The organism is Alkalihalobacterium elongatum (assembly GCF_019024285.1).
Lineage (GTDB): Bacteria > Bacillota > Bacilli > Bacillales > Bacillaceae_F > Alkalihalobacterium > Alkalihalobacterium elongatum.
In genome coordinates, this window is sequence record NZ_WMKZ01000004.1 from 203,556 (window position 1) to 223,584 (window position 20,029).

Annotated in this window: 18 protein-coding genes; 3 read left to right on the forward strand and 15 right to left on the reverse strand. The window is 35.7% G+C overall.

Going from position 1 to position 20,029, the window contains the following annotated elements; all coding sequences use genetic code 11:
- Positions 1 to 16: 16 nt before the first annotated feature.
- The 3 genes from GKP30_RS08195 to GKP30_RS08205 all read right to left on the reverse strand — a co-directional run bounded on the left by GKP30_RS08195 (position 17) and on the right by GKP30_RS08205 (position 3,913).
- On the reverse strand, positions 17 to 943 hold the full coding sequence (locus tag GKP30_RS08195; RefSeq protein WP_236034974.1) for a 3'-5' exoribonuclease YhaM family protein: 927 nt from the start codon (positions 941 to 943) through the stop codon (positions 17 to 19).
- Between the two features lie 170 nt (positions 944 to 1,113).
- Positions 1,114 to 2,301, reverse strand: coding sequence for an acetate kinase (locus tag GKP30_RS08200; RefSeq protein WP_216828940.1), 1,188 nt, complete (start codon positions 2,299 to 2,301; stop codon positions 1,114 to 1,116).
- A gap of 616 nt (positions 2,302 to 2,917) precedes the next feature.
- On the reverse strand, positions 2,918 to 3,913 hold the full coding sequence (locus GKP30_RS08205) for a class I SAM-dependent methyltransferase (protein ID WP_216828941.1): 996 nt from the start codon (positions 3,911 to 3,913) through the stop codon (positions 2,918 to 2,920).
- A gap of 293 nt (positions 3,914 to 4,206) precedes the next feature.
- On the opposite strand from GKP30_RS08205, the gene GKP30_RS24015 reads away from it, so the two are divergent.
- Positions 4,207 to 4,749: a nuclease-related domain-containing protein gene (locus GKP30_RS24015; protein WP_407928600.1), complete on the forward strand. Its 543-nt coding sequence runs from the start codon at positions 4,207 to 4,209 to the stop codon at positions 4,747 to 4,749.
- Between the two features lie 645 nt (positions 4,750 to 5,394).
- Here the strand turns inward: GKP30_RS24015 and tpx are convergent.
- From tpx to sppA, 5 genes are all read right to left on the reverse strand, one after another.
- On the reverse strand, positions 5,395 to 5,895 hold the full coding sequence (gene tpx, locus GKP30_RS08215; RefSeq protein WP_216828943.1) for a thiol peroxidase: 501 nt from the start codon (positions 5,893 to 5,895) through the stop codon (positions 5,395 to 5,397).
- Between the two features lie 230 nt (positions 5,896 to 6,125).
- On the reverse strand, positions 6,126 to 6,599 hold the full coding sequence (gene ytfJ, locus GKP30_RS08220; protein WP_216828944.1) for a GerW family sporulation protein: 474 nt from the start codon (positions 6,597 to 6,599) through the stop codon (positions 6,126 to 6,128).
- A 94-nt stretch (positions 6,600 to 6,693) separates the two neighbouring features.
- On the reverse strand, positions 6,694 to 7,350 hold the full coding sequence (locus tag GKP30_RS08225; protein ID WP_216828945.1) for a DUF2953 domain-containing protein: 657 nt from the start codon (positions 7,348 to 7,350) through the stop codon (positions 6,694 to 6,696).
- 96 nt (positions 7,351 to 7,446) lie between these two features.
- Positions 7,447 to 7,938, reverse strand: coding sequence for an RDD family protein (locus tag GKP30_RS08230; protein WP_216828946.1), 492 nt, complete (start codon positions 7,936 to 7,938; stop codon positions 7,447 to 7,449).
- A gap of 10 nt (positions 7,939 to 7,948) precedes the next feature.
- Positions 7,949 to 8,947: a signal peptide peptidase SppA gene (sppA, locus tag GKP30_RS08235; protein WP_216828947.1), complete on the reverse strand. Its 999-nt coding sequence runs from the start codon at positions 8,945 to 8,947 to the stop codon at positions 7,949 to 7,951.
- 148 nt (positions 8,948 to 9,095) lie between these two features.
- On the opposite strand from sppA, the gene GKP30_RS08240 reads away from it, so the two are divergent.
- Complete coding sequence (locus tag GKP30_RS08240) at positions 9,096 to 9,893, forward strand: NAD kinase (protein ID WP_216828948.1); 798 nt, start codon at positions 9,096 to 9,098, stop codon at positions 9,891 to 9,893.
- Positions 9,894 to 9,943: 50 nt separating this feature from the next.
- Here GKP30_RS08240 and GKP30_RS08245 read toward each other — a convergent pair whose 3' ends face one another.
- From GKP30_RS08245 to GKP30_RS08265, 5 genes are all read right to left on the reverse strand, one after another.
- The gene (locus GKP30_RS08245; RefSeq protein WP_216828949.1) at positions 9,944 to 11,545 is read right to left on the reverse strand and encodes an amidohydrolase; all 1,602 of its coding nucleotides are present in this window, start codon (positions 11,543 to 11,545) and stop codon (positions 9,944 to 9,946) included.
- 190 nt (positions 11,546 to 11,735) lie between these two features.
- Positions 11,736 to 13,322, reverse strand: a complete 1,587-nt coding sequence (gene mbcS, locus GKP30_RS08250; RefSeq protein WP_216828950.1) for an acyl-CoA synthetase MbcS — start codon at positions 13,320 to 13,322, stop codon at positions 11,736 to 11,738.
- A 145-nt stretch (positions 13,323 to 13,467) separates the two neighbouring features.
- Positions 13,468 to 13,674, reverse strand: coding sequence for an alpha/beta-type small acid-soluble spore protein (locus tag GKP30_RS08255; protein ID WP_216828951.1), 207 nt, complete (start codon positions 13,672 to 13,674; stop codon positions 13,468 to 13,470).
- Positions 13,675 to 13,838: 164 nt separating this feature from the next.
- Positions 13,839 to 15,044 carry a tRNA uracil 4-sulfurtransferase ThiI gene (thiI, locus tag GKP30_RS08260; protein WP_216828952.1) on the reverse strand — a complete coding sequence of 402 codons (1,206 nt, stop codon included), beginning with the start codon at positions 15,042 to 15,044 and terminating at the stop codon, positions 13,839 to 13,841.
- A gap of 4 nt (positions 15,045 to 15,048) precedes the next feature.
- On the reverse strand, positions 15,049 to 16,194 hold the full coding sequence (locus tag GKP30_RS08265; protein WP_216828953.1) for a cysteine desulfurase family protein: 1,146 nt from the start codon (positions 16,192 to 16,194) through the stop codon (positions 15,049 to 15,051).
- A 263-nt stretch (positions 16,195 to 16,457) separates the two neighbouring features.
- Here GKP30_RS08265 and brnQ point away from each other — a divergent pair, with 263 nt between their 5' ends.
- Positions 16,458 to 17,774 carry a branched-chain amino acid transport system II carrier protein gene (brnQ, locus tag GKP30_RS08270; protein WP_216828954.1) on the forward strand — a complete coding sequence of 439 codons (1,317 nt, stop codon included), beginning with the start codon at positions 16,458 to 16,460 and terminating at the stop codon, positions 17,772 to 17,774.
- Positions 17,775 to 17,823: 49 nt separating this feature from the next.
- On the opposite strand, the gene GKP30_RS08275 is transcribed toward brnQ, so the two are convergent.
- Together GKP30_RS08275 and ezrA are read right to left on the reverse strand one after the other, a co-directional pair.
- Positions 17,824 to 18,126 (reverse strand): hypothetical protein, encoded by a 303-nt coding sequence (locus tag GKP30_RS08275; RefSeq protein ID WP_216828955.1) that lies wholly within the window; start codon positions 18,124 to 18,126, stop codon positions 17,824 to 17,826.
- Between the two features lie 34 nt (positions 18,127 to 18,160).
- Complete coding sequence (ezrA, locus tag GKP30_RS08280; protein ID WP_216828956.1) at positions 18,161 to 19,858, reverse strand: septation ring formation regulator EzrA; 1,698 nt, start codon at positions 19,856 to 19,858, stop codon at positions 18,161 to 18,163.
- Between the last annotated feature and the right edge of the window lie 171 nt (positions 19,859 to 20,029).

Sequence of the window (20,029 nt, forward strand, 5' to 3'; positions counted from 1 at the left end):
GTTGTCCATAGCTCTCTTAATTTCCAGACGTATACATTCTTCTTTTAAACATAGGTGAAAACGTCCACTCTTCATTTGTTTCATTCCCTATCATAAAGAGAGCATTTAATTGATTATCTAATTTATTAATATGTTGAAAGAAAATCGCTTCTGCTGTCTTACTGTTGACTCCACTTTGAACACTATCTTGAACATGACCTGATAGGATACAATGCTTTACTGCTAAAACTTCGTGATGATCTGTCGAAATTCCTGCTTCTATTGCTCCTTCTATAATCATTTCAATACTTAGAACCACATGGCCGATCAATTCTCCATTCGTTGTATAGTCAGGTACAACTGGATCGCTTAATGCTTTTGTTTTTCCAATATCATGTAAAATACAAACCGCTAAAATCACATCTTTGTTTAATTGTGGATACACTTGCAACAACTGTGCGGAAACATGACAGAGTGTAACGATATGCTCTAGTAATCCTGCATAATAAGCATGATGGTATTGCTTTGCGGCTGGAATTGTCGTTAATTTTTCTCGAATATCTTTCTTTTTCAAAAGCGTCTTTATCAATTCACACAATGTTTCACTTTCAATATCTTCAATAAACATGCGCAGCTCTTGCCATAAATCTTCGCGTGGAATACTTGCGTGGTTTAATAGATCGTTTAATTCAACAGCATCATCATCAGTAACTAAACGAACACGCTGTATATTTAACTGTCGTTGTCCTCGATAAAACGTTACCAAGGCATCTACTTTAATCATTGATCGTTTGATCAGCCACTCTTTTTGTTTCTCGGTTACATCCCAGACTTTTGCTCGTATAACTCCATCCTTGTTGCTTAAGGTGAGAGAAATATATTCACTACCATTCGTCGCAATACTCGTTTCCCGATCTCTCACGATGAAATAATCGACGATACGTTCTCCTTCTTGTTTGTTCATCCAAGTCAATTATGAACACTCTCCCAAAAAAACTTAAAAGTTACTTCCATTGTATGCGATCTAATTCGTTAATAAAAGTTTTTTACATATCGTTACTAAATCTGTGATATCCCCTTGAAGCAATAAAAAGAGGCTTAACTATTATGTTCAGCCTCTTTTAAAAATCATTATTATTGTGATAACCTCACCGTATCTCGTGCAATCATCACTTCTTCATTTGTTGGAATAATTAACACTTTTACTGGTGAGTGTGGATAGTTAATAAACGCTTCTTTTCCTCTTACCTTGTTTAAAGATGGATCCCAATAAACACCCATAAATTCTAATCCGCGAAGAACACGTTCCCGGATAACATCACTATTTTCACCAATACCCGCTGTAAAGATGATCGCATCGACCCCGTTCATACGAGCTGCATATGAACCAACGTATTTATGAATACGGGACGTAAATACTTCTAACGCTAGTTCAGCACGTTCATTTCCTTTGTCAGCCTCGAGTTCAATATCCCGAAGATCACTTGAAAAACCAGAAACACCTAGCATCCCACTATTTTTATTTAGTACATCTAACACTTCCTGAGCCGTTTTTCCTGTCTTCTCCATAATATACGGAATTAAGGCTGGATCGATATTTCCAGAGCGAGTTCCCATCGTTACCCCTGCAAGTGGTGTAAAGCCCATCGATGTATCAATCGATTTTCCACCATCAATCGCAGCAATACTAGCTCCGTTACCTAAGTGACATGAGATCAAGCGAATTTGCTCGAGTGGACGGTCAAGTAACTCTGCTGCACGTTGTGAAACATATTTATGCGACGTTCCATGGAAACCGTATTTACGAATGCCGTACTCCTTATAATAATCATAAGGTAAGCTATATAAAAATGACTTCTCTGGCATCGTTTGATGGAACGCAGTATCAAATACTGCTACTGCAGGTACATTCGGTAATACTTCTTTAAAAGCTTTTATTCCCACAATGTTGGCAGGATTATGTAGTGGCGCTAATTCAGAAACTTCCTCAATTCCTGCTAAGACCTGATCAGTAATTAGAACTGAGTCATTAAATTTTTCTCCACCGTGAACAACTCGGTGCCCAATACCGTCAATCTCATCTAATGATTGAATAATTCCAAGCGTCGTTAACTTATCAAGTAACATTTTAACTGCAAACGAATGGTCAGGAATATCCGTAATATCTTTTTGCTTTTCACCATTTACTTCAATTGTAAAAATACTTTCCCCCAGCCCAATTCTCTCAACTATCCCTTTTGTTACAACTGTTTCTTCAGGCATATTCAGTAATTGAAACTTCAGTGAGGAACTCCCCGCATTAATTGCTATTATTTTTGCCATTACAATGAACCGCTCCTTTATTCGTTCTGAATGAATGATTTCACTCATTGTCTATAATTAATATCATTTTTTAGTATGTCATGAGCTATGTACTTCGATATACTGAATCATATGATGACCATACCTATTTAAACATTCAAATAAACCATTTTCAACTACATACAATAAAGTCTTTAAATTCAGAAATGAATACGCTTTAAAGACCCTTTTTTAAAACCAGTAGCGCTGTTAATGAACATTGCGTGTGGCATTAACATTTCACACATCGGAGCCCAAAATAGACTTTTTATTAAAGATAATCTTTAGCAAATCTTAAACATTAATCCATTTTTTAATGTAACCGAAACGAGAGATTTTTATTTTATGCAGCGAAGGTTTTTTAAAGTTTTATGCGGAGAGTAGTAGTTAGGTGTGGAGTAAAATAAAAGACTCCTCCACTTTAAGATTTCTGTCAATGGTAAGCTACGTAAGCTACTCATGTCTGTAAGAAATCAATATATGGGAGGCGCCTTTTGGTAATGAGTTGTTATCTGTAAAATTAATGGAACCAAGCGAAGGCTTGGTTCTTCACGCTATAGCAACAAAGTTTACGAAATCAATCAAATTAATAAATGATTTATGAAATGTTTAATTCGTCTTTAAACCAACGATCGATTTGTTTTAACATGTCTGCCAATGCATCCTGGCGTGAGAAGGAAGGCATTTCTGCGAGTAACGCCTGACGCGGTTGAACCGCTTCTGTACCTTTTTTCTGAAGCAATAAAACACTTTTTCCGTGTTGTGCATTTTTAAACATCGTTTGCGGCAATTGTAATAGACCCAAAATAATCGTTTTTTCTTTAAGATAAGTATTAAGAGCTGGTGCTTGATCACTTTCAAATAAAAAGTTAGGAATTAGAAAAACGAGATACCCGTTTTCCTTCGTTAATTCAATCGACTTTTCAATCATTAAATGGTGAACAAAAGACCGTCCTTCTTTAGCTTTTAATTCGTAACCTGCAGCAACATCATCGTTTGGGTAATAACCGACAGGTAAATCAGAAATGATGACATCAACAGGTGATAAACCAAGTGGTCGGATACTATCTTGATGATACAGCTCTATTTCTTGTTGCTGTAAATTGGCACTCACAAACGCTAAGTGCAACAACGTCTCATCTGCTTCTAACCCGTAGCTTCTCGCCTTCTTAGGAAGTCCGTTTAATACAGCAGTTAATAAATTACCTGTCCCTACGGCAGGATCACCTATCGTAACTTCATCGATTTTACTTGTCAATTTATTTACTAAATAACTGATAAAAATAGCAACCGTATCTGGAGTTAGTGCATGGTTAGGTTGTGTCGCTTCTTTCATTCCTTTTAACACTGCTAACTGTAATGCCTTTCGAACTTCTTCTTTTTGTAATGTTTCTAAATCTATTTGCGTTAAGCGTTGCTCTAGTTGTTTTTTAGTAGCCGACGTAAGCTCTTGGACCACTTCACCTTGAAAAAAGTTTTCACCTGCTTCTGCTAAAGCTTCTAAATATGTAATATCTAACTCTTCTTTTAATAATTCAGCACTCTCATCTATCGCTACAAATAATTTTTCTAAATTTGTCTTTGCTTCTAACATCTTTATTCCCCTCCGCTCTATTTTTACCCATTCGTATATTTTAGCAAAAAGATTCAAATAATAAACCTTTTAAGATTGATTTTTTTAGTGAGGGTGTGATTTTCTTAGTTGGATTTTTTCTAAAAGATTGTTGGTTGTCCATTTGCTATATAGCTTAAAAAATAAATATAACTATTAGGACATTCTTGTTGTCTAAATTAAAGATATTACATAAAATTGTTTTAGTCCCATATATGGAGGTGAAATATGATTATTAAGCCACGAAAAGAACCCTCTGAACTACTACTTTTAAAATGCTTGAAGATGAGAACTACCTTCCTAGAAAAGACAATAACCATTTACTAAAACTAGAAAAGGGTTTTACAGGAGAATTGAAATTTGACAAATGGTTAGAAGACTTTTCACTTGAATGCCTCGTACTCAATGACCTTCTACTTGAATATAACCAAACTATATTTCAATTTGATACATTAATACTTACCAAGGAAACAATCTACATTATTGAGATCAAAAATTATGAAGGTGACTTCATTATTGAAGGAGAAAGATGGTACACGATAACTAAAAAAGAAATAAATAATCCTTTACTTCAGTTAAAACGCAGTGAGTCTTTACTTCACCGTATAATTAAAGATTATGGGTATCACTTTTCTATTCAGTCCTACCTTATATTCATAAACCCTCATTTTCATCTCTATCAAGCCCTACCCAATCTACCGATAATTTTTCCAACCCAACTAGATCGCTTTAAGCAAAAAATGAACAATAAATCCTTAACTCTCGGGAAAACTCCCATCCAAACTTGCTCAGACTTTACTATCTATCCAACTTCCTAAATCCCCTTATGTCCGATTACCTAGTTATAGCTATGATCAAGTTGATAAAGGAGTAGTTTGTACTTCATGTTTGTCAATGATTGTGAGGTTTCCATGGGTATCTTAAAGTGTAAAAAATGCAGTTACTGCGAGGATATTACTAGCGCTGTATTAAGGACAATAGTGGAATTTAAACTTCTTTTCCCTGAATCAAAAATGACTACTAATATTGTTCATGACTGGTGTAAGATTATTCAATCTAGGAAAACAATTAGAAAAATCCTTTCAGATAATTTTCAGTTAAACAGGAAAGGCAAATCATCTTATTATGAATAAAAAATTTACCCCAGATTATTGTACGTAACCCTAGATGTACATTATAAACAATATGAAATTTTCCTCTTGAGGCACGTAACGCTGCTTTTATCACCACTTCCTCCTAGTTTTTCCCTCCCACGAGCACGCATTGCTCCTTTCGTTCCCGTATTCCCCTAGTTTTTTCCTCTCATGGGCACGATCCATTCGCTTTCGTTCCCGCTTCCTCCTAGTTTTTTCCTCCCGCGGTCACGCATCACTCCTTTCGTTCCTGCATTCTTCTAGATTTTCTTTATTGCAAAGAAAAAAGGCTGATCATGTAAATAATCAGCCTTCTTTCTTTTATTCCTATTATTGAGCTGCTTTTACAGCTTCGATTGCTGCTTCGTAGTTTGGATGGTTTGTTGCTTCAGATACGTATTCTACATATGTTACTTTGTCGTTAGAGTCAATAACAAACACCGCACGAGCTAATAGACGAAGCTCTTCAATTGCAACACCGTATGCTTTACCGAAAGAAAGTTCACGGTGATCTGAAACCGTTTGAAGGTTTTCAATGCCTGCTGCAGCACACCAGCGTTTTTGTGCAAATGGTAAGTCAACACTCACTGTTAAAACTTGTACCTCACCAAGACCTGCAGCTTCTTCGTTGAAGCGACGTGTTTGTTGGTCACAAACTCCTGTATCAACAGATGGTACAACGCTGATTAAACGAACTTTACCTTTGCTATCTGCTAATGTTACTGGTGATAAATCGTTAGCTAAAACTGTGAAATCTGGTGCAGTATCACCTACGTTTACTTCGTTACCTAATAATGTTACTGGATTTCCTTTAAATGTTACGTTTGCCATAATCAATTTCCTCCCTTAGTTATTAACATATGTACAGTGTTATCATAATTTTTTTTAGCAAAATTTTCAACCTATATGTATTTCTCCGACTTATATTCAAATCCCTGCTACTAAATCCTTGTTAAAAATTTGTTGTTAACGAAGAAGGTTTTGACCCTTTTTGTGAAAAGAAATAAGCCCTAAAAAAAAATGAAGGGTACAAACAATTGCACCCTTCATTACGAACAAGTTTAAGTTAATCGGTCTGGATCAATATCTTCTAATGTAGAAGTTGTTGACGTTGTAGTTGTAATTTTTGTTTCATCTTGATTTCCGCCACCATTGTTAACCATTTGTTGAATTTTATCAACTACTTGTGGAGCAAAATCAAGAAGTTTTTCATATAAGTGTGTATTGCTGTCTAAGTGTACCATTTTAACACCTGTCGAGCTTACAACTAAAAATGCGATTGGTGTGATTGATACACCACCACCGCTACCTCCACCAAAAGGATTTAGCGTTTCAGTTGTACCCGTTGCTGTTTTATGGTCAACAACGAATTCACTACCACCAGCTGCAAAACCGAAACCAACTTTTGAAATTGGCATGATCACACTGCCATCAGGAGTTTCAACTGGGTCACCAACGATTGTATTTACATCAACCATTTCTTTTAAATTTTCCATAGCTGTTTTCATTAAGCCTTGAATAGGATGATCTGACATAATAAATACCTCCTGTCATTTTTGTGATATTTCTAGTGTCCCCAATTATCAACCATTTATTTCTTAACTTTTAAATTATGTAGTTGAAATTGAGTTATGCCTCTTCCTCACTTGTTTTTAATGAAGCTGGGCGCCTTTTCCAGTGCTTTAAAACAAGAATTCCTGCGATGATAGAATAACCGATTCTAAAAGAAACTATACATTTAAAATCAGTTTGAGAAAGCGTTTGTTGGAAATGAGGATTAATGGTCAATTTGGGCATATTCCTCATCCGTGTGTAATTTGCAATTAAACCGATGATACCACCTTTTACTGACCAGGCCATTCCTGACAGAAAACCCGTTAACGCGGCATCTGAAACTCCAACATTCGTTGTCCACCTTAAATCCTTAACAGATACGTGTTTTAAAAATCTGCGGACAATTTTGTGGAAGCCGACGACATGCTGTAGAAAATCCTTAATCCTTTGAAGTTCTTTCATGATCCTCTCAAAAGTTATTTTTACTTTTTTCTCATCTTCTATTCCACCAATTTCTTGTTCCTCTTCAACAATTATTGAAGGAGAGTCTTTATCAATTTTTATCAGAGGAGCTTTAAATGTGTAAGAAAAAATTCTCCACATACGGACCCGAACCATCAGTTCATCATCGTCACCATTATGATAATAACTAATAAAGATCGTTAATTTTGTTATACAAATAATAAATAAGAGCAAAAGAATTATTAATATAACGAGAATGAAGATATTCATTCTAATCACCATTTCATTTTTAGATTAAAGTTTTAGTACTTAACCTCTTCCATTATTGACCAAAATCAAAAAAATAAACCTATCAAAATGATAGGTTTATCTTTCTTCATAGATGACGTATGTTTCTGCAATTCGATCATGTAAGCCTTGTTTTTTTCTAGAAAACGGAACCATTAGATAAATTAATTTTAAAGGTAAAAACGGGTAATGTAAGTAACGACCTACGACTTCTCGAAACATAACCGTTTTCCAAGAAAGGGTTTCACCATTTGTTTGAATAACTTTTATACCAAAAACTTGTTTACCTAAAGTTTGCGAAAAGTATTTCGTCATCAGTGTAAAATAAATAAATCCAACTAAAGCTGATAGTAATCCAGCTATAGAGAAAAACCATATCACTTCTCTTGTTAGGTCTAACAAGGATAACACGGGAGTAACGAGTATACCATTAATACTAAAGATAATAATACCATCAAGCAGAAATGCCCAAAATCGCATCCAAAATCCTGCATAACGGTAATTGTCTTCGACTTGCTTATCTATCACTTCTGTTTCTTCTTCATGTAATTCGTTAAAATTATTTTCCATAAGCCTTCTCCTACTTCGTATATAAATACATTAGAGTCGGGGAATTTGTTTGTCGTAATAATTGTTGCAATCCAAGTAAATCACCTTGGTCAGTCGATAGCCGTTCAGCAGATAATTGAAGTAAATCATTAAACCCTACTGATGTTTCATATCGAATGACTTGGAGGTTTCCAAACCCTAAATCTTCAATTAATGCATCAACTGTTTCTTCATAACTTCCAATTTCATCGACTAAATCGAGTTCCTTCGCTTGAGCTCCACTATAAATACGACCGTCAGCTATGTTTCTAACCTCAGTCTCTGTTAGACCTCTTCCTTCAACAATAACGTTGACAAATTCATTATATGCATCATCAATAATCGATTGAAGGATTTCTCTCTCATCATCCGTCATATCCCTAGTAGGAGACATGATATCTTTATACTCACCACTTTTAATGGTTTGTTCTTTTATTCCAATTTGTTCAGCTAATTCTGCTACATTAAACGATTGCATAATAACACCTAGAGAACCTGTAATCGTAGAGTTATTAGCAAAAATCTTATCCGCGGGAGCGGCTATGTAATATCCACCAGAAGCTGCCATACTGCCCATTGATACGTACACTTTTTTAAAATACTCTTCTTGAATACTTCTAATTTTATCGTATACTTCAGCACTTTCAACGACTCCGCCACCTGGAGAATTAACCCGAATAATGATTCCCTCTACATCTGGATCTTTACCTGCGTATTCGAGCATTTGTAAAAAGGTTCGGTGTCTGTACCCTGGTGTTTGAAATAACAAGGAACTATCGTCTTGATCTTGTATGACGCCATTTACATCTAAAACTACAATTTTTTCTTTTCTGTCACCTTCACGTATCGTTCTTTCCACCCACTTACGGTCAACACCTGTAATTAGTTCATCCCAATTCGTAGTAGTTGTTGCAGCCCTAAAGTTAAACGTTGTGGATAGGATAAAAAGGACAACAACTGCTAATAGCGCAAGCCATCTTTTTTTACTCATACTAAAACACTCCTATACATTAATACATTGTTAAATTTTAGCATACTGTTAGAAATTATGAAACGAATGTACAATAAAAGAGATGCCAATACTACCTATGAAAAAATTTTTCTACAATAGGTAATATTATCTGAAAGGAAGTTTACATATGCCAAATCGCAAAAATATTTTTTTCTTTTATAAACATACTCCAGAAATGGAAGAGAAAGTTTCTCCACTAAAAGAGCTAACTGCTGAGCACGGTTTTGAAGTCGTTCACGAAGTAAATGAAGCGAATATCATTGTTTCAGTTGGGGGAGACAATGCTTTTTTACAAGCTTTGCGTAAAACAAACTTTAAGGATGACTGCCTATATGTCGGCTTAAATACTGAAGATATCGGTTTCTATACTGACTTTACCCTTCAAGAGGTCGATAAAATGATGACTTCTATGAAAAATGAACAAGTAGAAGTACGAAAATACTCAACGATTGAAGTAAAAATTGATGAGGAGACTCCGTACTACTGTATAAACGAATGTAGTATTCGCTCAAATGTCATTAAAACATTAGTTATCGAAGTTTTCATTGATAATGAGCATTTTGAAACATTTAGAGGCGACGGGATGATTGTTTCAACTCCAACAGGTAGTACAGCTTATAACAAGTCTGTTCGTGGAGCTGTAGTTGACCCGCGATTACCTTCTATGCAAGTTAGTGAAATTGCTTCTATTAATAATAATGACTACCGTACTTTAGGTACTTCTTTTCTATTGAGTGATACTCGTACCCTTAAACTTGAAATTGTTCAAGACGGAAATGACCATCCAATAATCGGCTTAGACAATGAAGCGATGAGTATTCGTCATGCAAAACAATTAGAAATTAAAGTATCCCCACGCCAAATTAAAGTCCTAAAACTAAAAAACAATTCATTCTGGCAAAAAGTCCAAAGAAAATTTTTATAGGATAGAAAAGCGGAAGGTGCCTGCAATATGATTAAAAGGCTGACATTCCGTCAGCCTTTTCCTTTTTCATACATAATAGTTTCATCAACAACTGTCATGATTGGGTTAGCTTCAATTATGTTATTTCCTTTTAATGAAAAAAGATCCTTCTCTAGTATAGTAAAATCGGCAGCATAACCTTCACTAATTATTCCGTACTTATCCTGTTTATTAATTGCTGCAGCACTTCCAGACGTATATAATTGGATTGCTTCAAACATTGAAAGCTTTTGATTTGGTAAGTAGCCTTCATGATCCTCAGTTAATTTTCTTCTCGTTACAGCTGCATGGATCCCTACCAATGGATTTACACTCTCAATCGGAGCGTCTGATCCCCCAGCACATACAAAACCATTGTCCAGTAACGATTTCCAGGCAAAGGCTAAAGATAACCTTTCGTATCCGAGTCTTTCTTCTACCCAAGGAAAGTCGGTAGCAACAAAAGATGGCTGAATATCGAGTATTAGTGGTAGTTTCTTCATTCGTTCGACTAATTCTGGTCTTAAGACTTGCACATGTATTAATCGATCGGGTAACTCTCCAATTAACGGGTATTTCTCTAATGCATTTAATGCATACTCGACAGCTAAATCACCAATTGTATGAATAGCTACTGGTTTTTTTATCGATCGAGCAAATTGAACAATCTCGCCAAACTCTTCTTCCGAATGAATAGCGACACCTGTTGTATCAGGAGCATCGTTATACGGTGCACTTAATAATGCTGTTCTTCCGCCTAAAGCACCATCAGCAAATATTTTTACAGCTCCTAATTCAATATATGGATGGTCCTTAAATTTACTAGTATGCTCTTCCTCTACTGTTTTAGCAACTTGATGGTGAACAAGCAAATGTGCTCTAAACTTTCGCTTATTACCATCTATAACTTCTTCAAATGCTTGTAATGGTCTGTCTGGAGAGCCGTAATAAGATAGATCTTCAGTATGGCCGCCAACTAAACCGAGTTTAAGCATATCATCGACAGATTTGCTTAGTGCTTTATGTAAATAGTGCTTGCTGTCTTCTGGAACGACTTGCTTTATTAATTCCTGTGCTTCATCAAGAAAATAACCTGTTGGCTGACCGTCTGTATCACGTACAATCACACCACCTTGCGGGTCAGGAGTTTCTACTTTAACATCTGCTAATTCCATCGCTTTACTATTGGCTAATAGTGCGTGACGACAAACTCTTTTTAGCAACATCGGATGGTTAGGAGCAATCTCATCTAATTCAGTAAAATGAAAGATTTTTCGATCCGAAAAATTATTTTCATTCCATCCCTCTCCAATAATCCAATCTCCTGCTTCAGCTTCATTCACTTTTTCAAGTAATAAGTCTTTCATTTTTAAAGCAGAATTAACTTCAGATAAATCTAGACGAATTAACCGCTCACCGTGCCCGATCATATGTAAATGGCTATCGACAAAGCCTGGATAAGCATACCCTCCGTTAATACTAATTTTTTTAGTAATTTCACGTTCAAAATTTCGTTCAATGTCAGTGACATTGCCTATTGCTTTAATTACTCCGTCTTTTGTTAAGACTGCCTCGACCTTTTCATCTTCTTCTTTCATCGTATAAAAAGTACCATCATACCACAATGTTGCCATTTTTACACTCACCTTCTTTAACATACTTACTTTCAACATCTTCACAAAACTGAACAAAAAATACAAATATTGTTCAGGTTATCAGCAAGCACCAGTTAACACGGGAAAATTCGAAAATAAAAGGTAGGAGTATAAACTCCTACCTTTTTTGAAAAACGAGCGCTCACTCATTCAAAGTTTCATATATTAATTAAGCGTACATTTCCTTTTCACGTTGACGTAATTCAACACGACGGATTTTTCCTGAAGTTGTTTTTGGTAAGTCTTGAACAAATTCAATACGTCTTGGATACTTATAAGGAGCTGTTAACGTTTTAACGTGATCTTGTAAGCTTGCGATTAAGTTTTCATCTTTTTCGTCTTCAGGGTTTCTAAGAACGATGAAAGCTTTTACTACGCTTCCACGAATTTCGTCAGGGCTTCCTACAACTGCACATTCCTTAACTGCAGGGTGCTTAGTTAAAGCATCTTCAACTTCAAATGGCCCAATTGTATAACCAGAACTAATGATGATATCATCGCTACGACCTTCAAACCAGAAGTAACCATCTTCATCTTTTTTCGCTTGGTCACCTGTAATATACCAATCTCCACGGAACGCCATTGCTGTACGCTCAGGATCTTTATAATACTCTGTAAATAGAGCTGGTGTACTGCGGTGTACGGCGATATCCCCTACTTCACCTGGTTGTACAGGGTTTCCATCTTCGTCAATAACTTCAACTTGGTTTCCTGGTGTCGGTTTACCCATTGAACCTGGCTTAATTTCCATACCCATTAAAGTACCAACTAATAAAGTATTTTCTGTTTGACCATAACCATCACGTACTTCTACATCAAAGTGCTTCTTAAATGTATCAATAACTTGGCGGTTCAATGGCTCACCTGCAGATACAGTACTACGTAGTGCTGGTAAAGAATATTGTTCAATATTATCTACTTTTGCCATTAAACGATACTCTGTAGGTGTACAACATAATACGTTAATTTCATGTTCTTGAAGAAGTTGTAAGAACTTATTTGGGTCAAATTTACCGTGGTATACAAAAGCAGTTGCTCCCATACCGATTGTCGATAAGAATGGACTCCAAATCCACTTTTGCCAACCTGGAGCAGCAGTTGCCCAAACTGAATCTCCTTCTTGAACGCCTAACCATTTTTTAGAAGCCGTTTGCAAGTGTGCAAAAGCCCACCCGTGCGTGTGTACAACAGCTTTAGGGTTTCCAGTTGTTCCGGAAGTATATGGTAAGAATGCCATTTCATCACGTTTTGTTTTAGCGCCTTCATAAACATCACTTGCTTCTGCAGCTAATGCATCAAGCGATACCCATCCTTCTTCTTCAGCACCAACAACAAACTTGTAAGATAATGAAGGCATTTCTTCTTCAATTAGATTTACTTCAGTTGTGAATTGGTGATATGCAATTACAGCTTTTGCTTCCGCATGATTAATACGATAGATTAAATCTTTTGCACGGAGCATTTCCGAACAAGGAATAATAACTAAACCTGCTTTTAAGCAAGCTAAATAAGTAAAATACGCCTCTGGTAATCTTGGAAGAAGTAATAATACTCTGTCTCCTTGATTTAAACCTTGGCTTACGAAAGCGTTTGCAATCTTGTTTACTTGTTTTACTAACTCCACATATTTGACATTACGAATTTCCCCTGCTTCACTTAACCATTTGATGGCTACTAAGTCCTCGTTTTGTGCAAATTTCTCTACTTCTTGTGATAAGTTGTAATACTCTGGAGCAATTAAATCTTCGCGTTTCATGTAGTTTCCCCCTCATCAAAAAATATCGGACAAGTTTATTATAACAGAATTCGACTATTATTTTGAATATTTTTTTTTATAAAAAAAATAAAGGGTACGGTATAAACCGTACCCTCATCAGCCATGATATTAATGGTATTTTTGATTATTGTTGTTGAAAACCACTCATTTGTTGCTCTGCCATAGCTACTAAACGTTTAGTGATTTCACCACCGACAGAACCGTTAGCACGTGAAGTTGAGTCTGGACCAAGTTGAACACCGAACTCTTGAGCGATTTCGTATTTCATTTGGTCTAATGCTTGTTGTACACCAGGTACTACTAATTGGTTTGAGCTGTTGTTGTTTGGCATGTGTCTCACCTCCTTTGTAACTATAGACTGTGTCAGATGAGGTGTTTTAATACAAATTTCTCATTGGTAATTGTTACATCTTAGTTGACAATAGCATTATTGTATATTTAACATAAGATTCGACAAAAAAAGACTGCTGCTGCAGTCTTTTTTCCTGTATTCCTTTAAAATAAATGATCCACATTTTGCTCTTCTTTCGCTTGATTACGAATCGTAACAACTTCTGTTTCAGCAACTGCTTTATCGATTAAAGCAGCAAAATCAAAGTTGCCTTCAAATTTATTTGCTAATTCTCTTCTAGGTCTCGTTTTTGAGTTTGGAGGTAAAAAGATCGTACAACAGTCTTCAAACGGTAAAATTGAAGTTTCATATGTGCCAATCTTTTTAGCAATGTCAATTACCTCTAGCTTATCCATTGTCACTAATGGACGTATGATTGGTAAATTGGTGACTTCGTTGATCGTATTCATACTATGAAGTGTTTGACTTGCGACTTGTCCTAAGCTTTCTCCAGTTGTTATCGCTAAAGCCTTTTGCTGATCAGCAATTTTTTCACTAATACGCATCATCATTCTTCTCATAATTGTCATCGCATAATCGCCTGGGATCTTTTCATGAATAGTCGTTTGCATTTCAGTAAATGGAACGAGGTGCAATTGAATCGTCCCGCAATATTTCGTTAATATTCTTACAAGGTCTTTTACTTTTTCTTTAGCACGTTCGTTTGTATACGGTGGACTATGGAAATGAATAGCATTAATTTTAACGCCACGCTTCATCGTTAAATAACCCGCAACTGGACTATCAATCCCTCCTGAAAGCATTAGCATTACTTTACCACCGGTACCAACAGGTAAGCCGCCAGCACCTGGAATGTTACCACATGTAATATACGTAGCGGCCTCACGAACTTCGACTCTTATTTCTACATCTGGGTTATGAACATCAACCGTTATATCTTCTGTATTTGTCAATACATATCCACCAATTAATGGATTTAAAGATTGAGAGTCAATTGGAAAGTTTTTATTAGGACGCTTTGCCGTTACTTTAAAGGTGCGTACAGGCTGATTTCTCGTATCCAATAGTGCAGCAAGTGCACCCTTTTGAATTTGCTCTAATTCGTTTTCCACTTTCAAAGCCAGGCTAAAAGAATGAATTCCGAATACATCTTTTAGTTTTTCAATAATTTCCTCTTCACGTGTATCATGTAATTCAATCATAATTCTTCCAAACATTCTATGAACTTTCACGTCATAACCTTTTAATACCACATTAATATTACTAGCCAATGCTTTTTCAAACACTGATCGATTTTTTCCTTTAAGTGCCAATTCACCAACACGAACTAAAATATGATCATATTTCATTTTTCTACCTCATTACTTGTAATAATTTTGGTACTTCTTTTTTCATAACCTTAATAAATGCTTCAATTTCTTCGTTCTTCGTATCATAGGAAAAACTAATCCTAATAGCACTTTCCGCCCGTTTATTACCCAAGCCCATCTCCATTAAGATCCGACTCGGTGAAGATAATTTAGACGAACAAGCTGATTTAGTTGAAACATACACTTGTTGATGTGATAAAGCTTGAATAATTACTTCAGGTTTTGCTCCAGGAATAGAGAAATTCACGATATGAGGAGCATGTCGGTCACCGATACCACTATTAACAACAACCCCATCTATCTCTTGCAACCCATTAACTGCTTTTTGTTGCAGCTGAATTAAGTGATCTTTTCGCTCTTGCGCTTTGTCCGTTGACATTCGGAGAGCTTTAGCTAAGGCCGCCATACCAGGAACATTTTCTGTGCCTGCTCTAAACCTAGCTTCTTGAACACCACCATGCAACATAGGGCTTAAAGTAATTCCCTCTCTTACATATAATGCACCAGTTCCTTTTACACCATGAAATTTATGGCCTGATATTGTACATAAATCAATATGGTTGTTCTTAAGATGAACGGGCACTTTTGTTATTCCTTGTACATGGTCAACATGAAAAAATACTTTTGGGTACTCTTTTAGTACTTTTCCAATTTCCTCAATAGGTTGAGCTGCTCCAGTTTCATTATTTACATGTATTAGTGATACTAAAACTGTATCGGAGCGGAGTGCGCGTTTCAACTCTTCTATTGATATGTGTCCCGATTGGTTTACAGGTAAATAGGTTACTTCAAAACCTTTCTTTTCCAATTCTGAAAAAGTTTCATACGATGAAGCATGTTCAATTACAGATGTAATAAGATGTTTCCCTCTAGAACTATGTTCTAAAGCAATACCTTTTATAGCTAAATTATTTCCTTCTGTTCCTCCAGAAGTAAAAATAACTTCTTTCGACTGAACACCTAACAGTTTTGCGACAACTTCTCTAGACTTAGTTAGGACTTTCTCTGCTTCTAAACCTAAACTATGAAGAGAGGAAGGGTTGCCAAAGTATTGTTCAGAAACCGTTACATATGTCTCAAGAACTTCTTTATAGGGTTTTGTTGTTGCACTATTGTCTAAATAAATCATTCACAAACTACCCCTTCTAAACGAATATAAGCCATATCATTTTACAACTAATTATCATATCACATCTAGTAGTTGAATGGTATTTCTGAAAGATGGATCTTTTTTCTACGGATGTAGTAGGAGTACAAACACCTTTAGCAAAGAGAATTTTGAAATTGGGGAATTATTTTAATTTTACATCTTATTTTGTACAAATATAATTTTAAAAAAATTATGATAGTATGTAAAAGACAAAGAAAACGTTTTCACCGGAGGTAAACGATATGAATACACTTTCAACAAAAGAAACTGTCGCCATTGGTTTAATGACCTTTGCGTTATTTTTAGGTGCCGGAAATTTAATTTTTCCACCTGCGATGGGGCAAGCTGCAGGGGAAAATGTATGGGTAAGTACGATTGGCTTTTTAATTACTGGAGTGGGCCTTCCACTTTTAGCTATAATTGCAATTGCTCGTGCAGGAGGAAATCTCCAAAACTTATCAAATAGAGTTCACCCATTATTTGGAGTTATCTTTACATTAACGATGTATTTAGCTATCGGTCCATTCTTCGGGATTCCTAGAACAGGGACAGTTGCTTACGAAATCGGTGCAGTCCCATTTTTAAGTGCTTCTGTTGTAAGTTCTAATATGCCATTATTTTTATATACAATTGCTTTCTTCGGACTAACATTTTGGTTAGCACTTAATCCAACCAAACTTGTTGACCGAGTTGGTAAGCTACTTACACCTATCTTATTACTAATCATCACAGTACTTGCTGTAAAAGGTATTGTTACACCACTTGGTGCCATTGAAGGTGTTTCACCAGAATATGAAGCTGCTCCGTTTTTTAAAGGCTTCCTTGATGGTTATTTAACGATGGATACAATTGCAGCACTCGTATTCGGTATCGTGATTGTGTCACGTATTACAGAGCGTGGAGTGACCGACAAAAAAGCGATCACTTCGATTACTTTAAAGGCTGGGATCATCGCAGGGACAGGATTAGCACTCGTATATTTAGCATTAGCTTATTTAGGAGCAAGCAGCGTTTCAACGCTCGGTATGCTAGATAATGGTGGAGCAATTCTCTCTGGAATTGCAAATGAGTTGTTTGGTGTGCTTGGAACGATTTTATTAGCCGTTGTTATTACTGTGGCCTGCTTAACTACTTCAGTTGGTCTCGTATCGGCTTGTGGTGAATATTTTGTTAAACTGATGCCTAAAGTGTCATATCCTTTGATTGTAGCGATCCTTTGTATTTTCAGCTTAACAATGGCTAACATGGGATTAGCTCAACTTATTTCTTTCTCTTTACCAGTTTTAATTGCCATTTATCCAATTGCGATTGTACTGATTGTTCTTTCATTTTTACACAAGGCATTTAAAGGTATGCCACAAGTATATGGTGGTGCCTTAATCGGTGCTGGCTTAATTAGTATTGTGGATGGTTTAAATGTAACATCCATGCAGCTAAACTTTATTAATTCCCTATACAATTACATTCCACTTTATGCAGAAGGTGTTGGCTGGCTTATTCCAGCAATTATTGGTGCAATTATTGGCTACCTTTATGGGAGTATAAAAAAAGAATCTTGAAGTAAGCAATAGCTACCATAACGCAAGTTAAAAAGAAGAGGCTGACACATTATCTGTCAGCCTCTTCTTTATTCATCATATCAAGTAACTCATCTATTGATATTTCTTGATTAGGAGTGAGTTGTTTTGCTTCCTGTAAGGTAATACCTTTTTCTCCTATCCATTTCTTACTTTCTACAACTTGTGGTGATGGCTCCTCATCCACTAAAACTTGTGCATTTTCAAAAACCAAATAATCAATTACTTCTGATTGTTCTACGGCTATTGATGGTTTAAGGAGGGTAAATAATACAGCTGTCCAAACGGCTATACAAGAAAATGAAGAAATAATAAGCAAAATACTTTTTTTCATTTTACCCTCCTTATTTTGACAGACGATACATTAACTAAACTGAAACAGTTTCCTTTTCTTTTTCCGATAACTCTTCAAGGATGTTTGGTTCGTACTTTTGAATGGCCGTCGAAGCAAGCTCAATAGCATCATCATAATAAAAGCTTCTAAACGCCATTTCTGCTTCACTAAGTTGTGTATTTGTTTCCTCTGACTTTCTCCGATAGCGATTTCCATATTGGATTAACCGTTCTGCTATTTTTGATTTTTCAACGGTTTCTTCTATTAGTGTATACACGTTATTTACTGCTATTGCAGCTTGTTCAACAATATGGATAACCCCATTTAAATCTAGAGGAATTTCTTGTAATTTTTCAATTGCAGCTAATAGCTTTTCTTCCCCTTCTTCCAGCTCACTGTTTATGTAAGATGGTAACCCAGGTATATTACTTTTCTGAACCATTCGTTTACCTTCAAGTAATTTAAACTTTAATTCTTTTAATGTCTCTTTTGCCTTAAGTTCATCCTTACGTAAAGTATCAAGTGCTATACGAGAAGCTTCTAACGCTTCTTCTAGCTGTTCATATTCGCTATTAAATATTTCAACCATCGCTTGCAATGTAGTAAAGGATTGCGTATTTTTAAGTGCTGCATCTTCTATCACACTTAATTGTGTTGTCAATTCTTTTAATTGTTTATTAATTTTCTGGTGGTTTTTCAATTGTTCTTCAGCAACACGGTAGCTTTGTTGAACTAACTTCGCATCTTCATTTAAATCCTCTATTTTCTCATCGGTACGAATAAACTTTTCAGCTATTTGTTCTAAATACGCTTGAACAGTTTGTTTTGATGTTGCTTCAACCTCTAGTGCGTCATAGATGCTATCTACTTTTTTGATATGCTCATTAATTTTCTCATCCATACCTTCTAGTTCTAGAGAATGTACGGCTACAATTAAATCTTCAGAGGCTTCTTTAATAGTTTGTATATCTTTTTCAAAATTAAAATGACTTAGGTCAAACCCAGCCTCTTCCATATCTTTCATACCAAAATATAGATTTTTTAATTCACCTGGGATATTCGTTTGTAGCTGTACGAGAAATTTAGGAATAGCTTCCATCACTAATTTTTCCGCAGTGATTTCATCGGTAATTATCACTAGAACTTCACGGGCTTGAATATAGTTCCCAGACTTAGTGGCTTCATCAAACGAAGCAAATTTTTCATAAATTCCCTCAATTCTTTTTTCAAGTAGATCCGCAGCTCTTCCAAATGAAGTACGATGCGAAGAAAAGCGCTTTTTGAGATCTTGATATAACTTTTTCACGTCACCAATTTCCGTACGATTTTGCTCCGCACTTTGAACTAAAATATCGATATCATCGAGCATAGCTCTCAACTGATCTTCTACTTCTTTTAGTTTTTCTTCGATAAGTAGATTTTTTTGTTTTGCTTTATTAAAACGATATTTATTGGCAAGTTCTTCGACATCAAATAAATCTTCTTCAATATCTGGGAGTACCACATCAACAATGCCGTCCCATTCTTTACGCCACGTTTCGAACTTTTGCTCTGTTTCCCCCGACATTGTCAACCCTTTGACTTTCGCTATTTCTTCGGTAATCGGCCGATTTAATATATCGAGCTTCCATTCCTCTAATTGATCAACCTGCTTGTACAAACTTTTTCTTGTCCAAGCTCCATAACCAAAAAACAGTATTACGATAGCGATTGTTATATATAAATAAACCATATAAGGATCTCCCTTCCATCCTGACAAGTCCTAATTGTATGTAGTCGTTACAACCATCATAAAGCCATCTAGATTTCTACAGATTTTTATGTTTTATGATAGATTCTGATACATATTATGATACCATGTAACAAAGGATTTTGGTTGACTTTTTTAGGAAAAATTAATAAA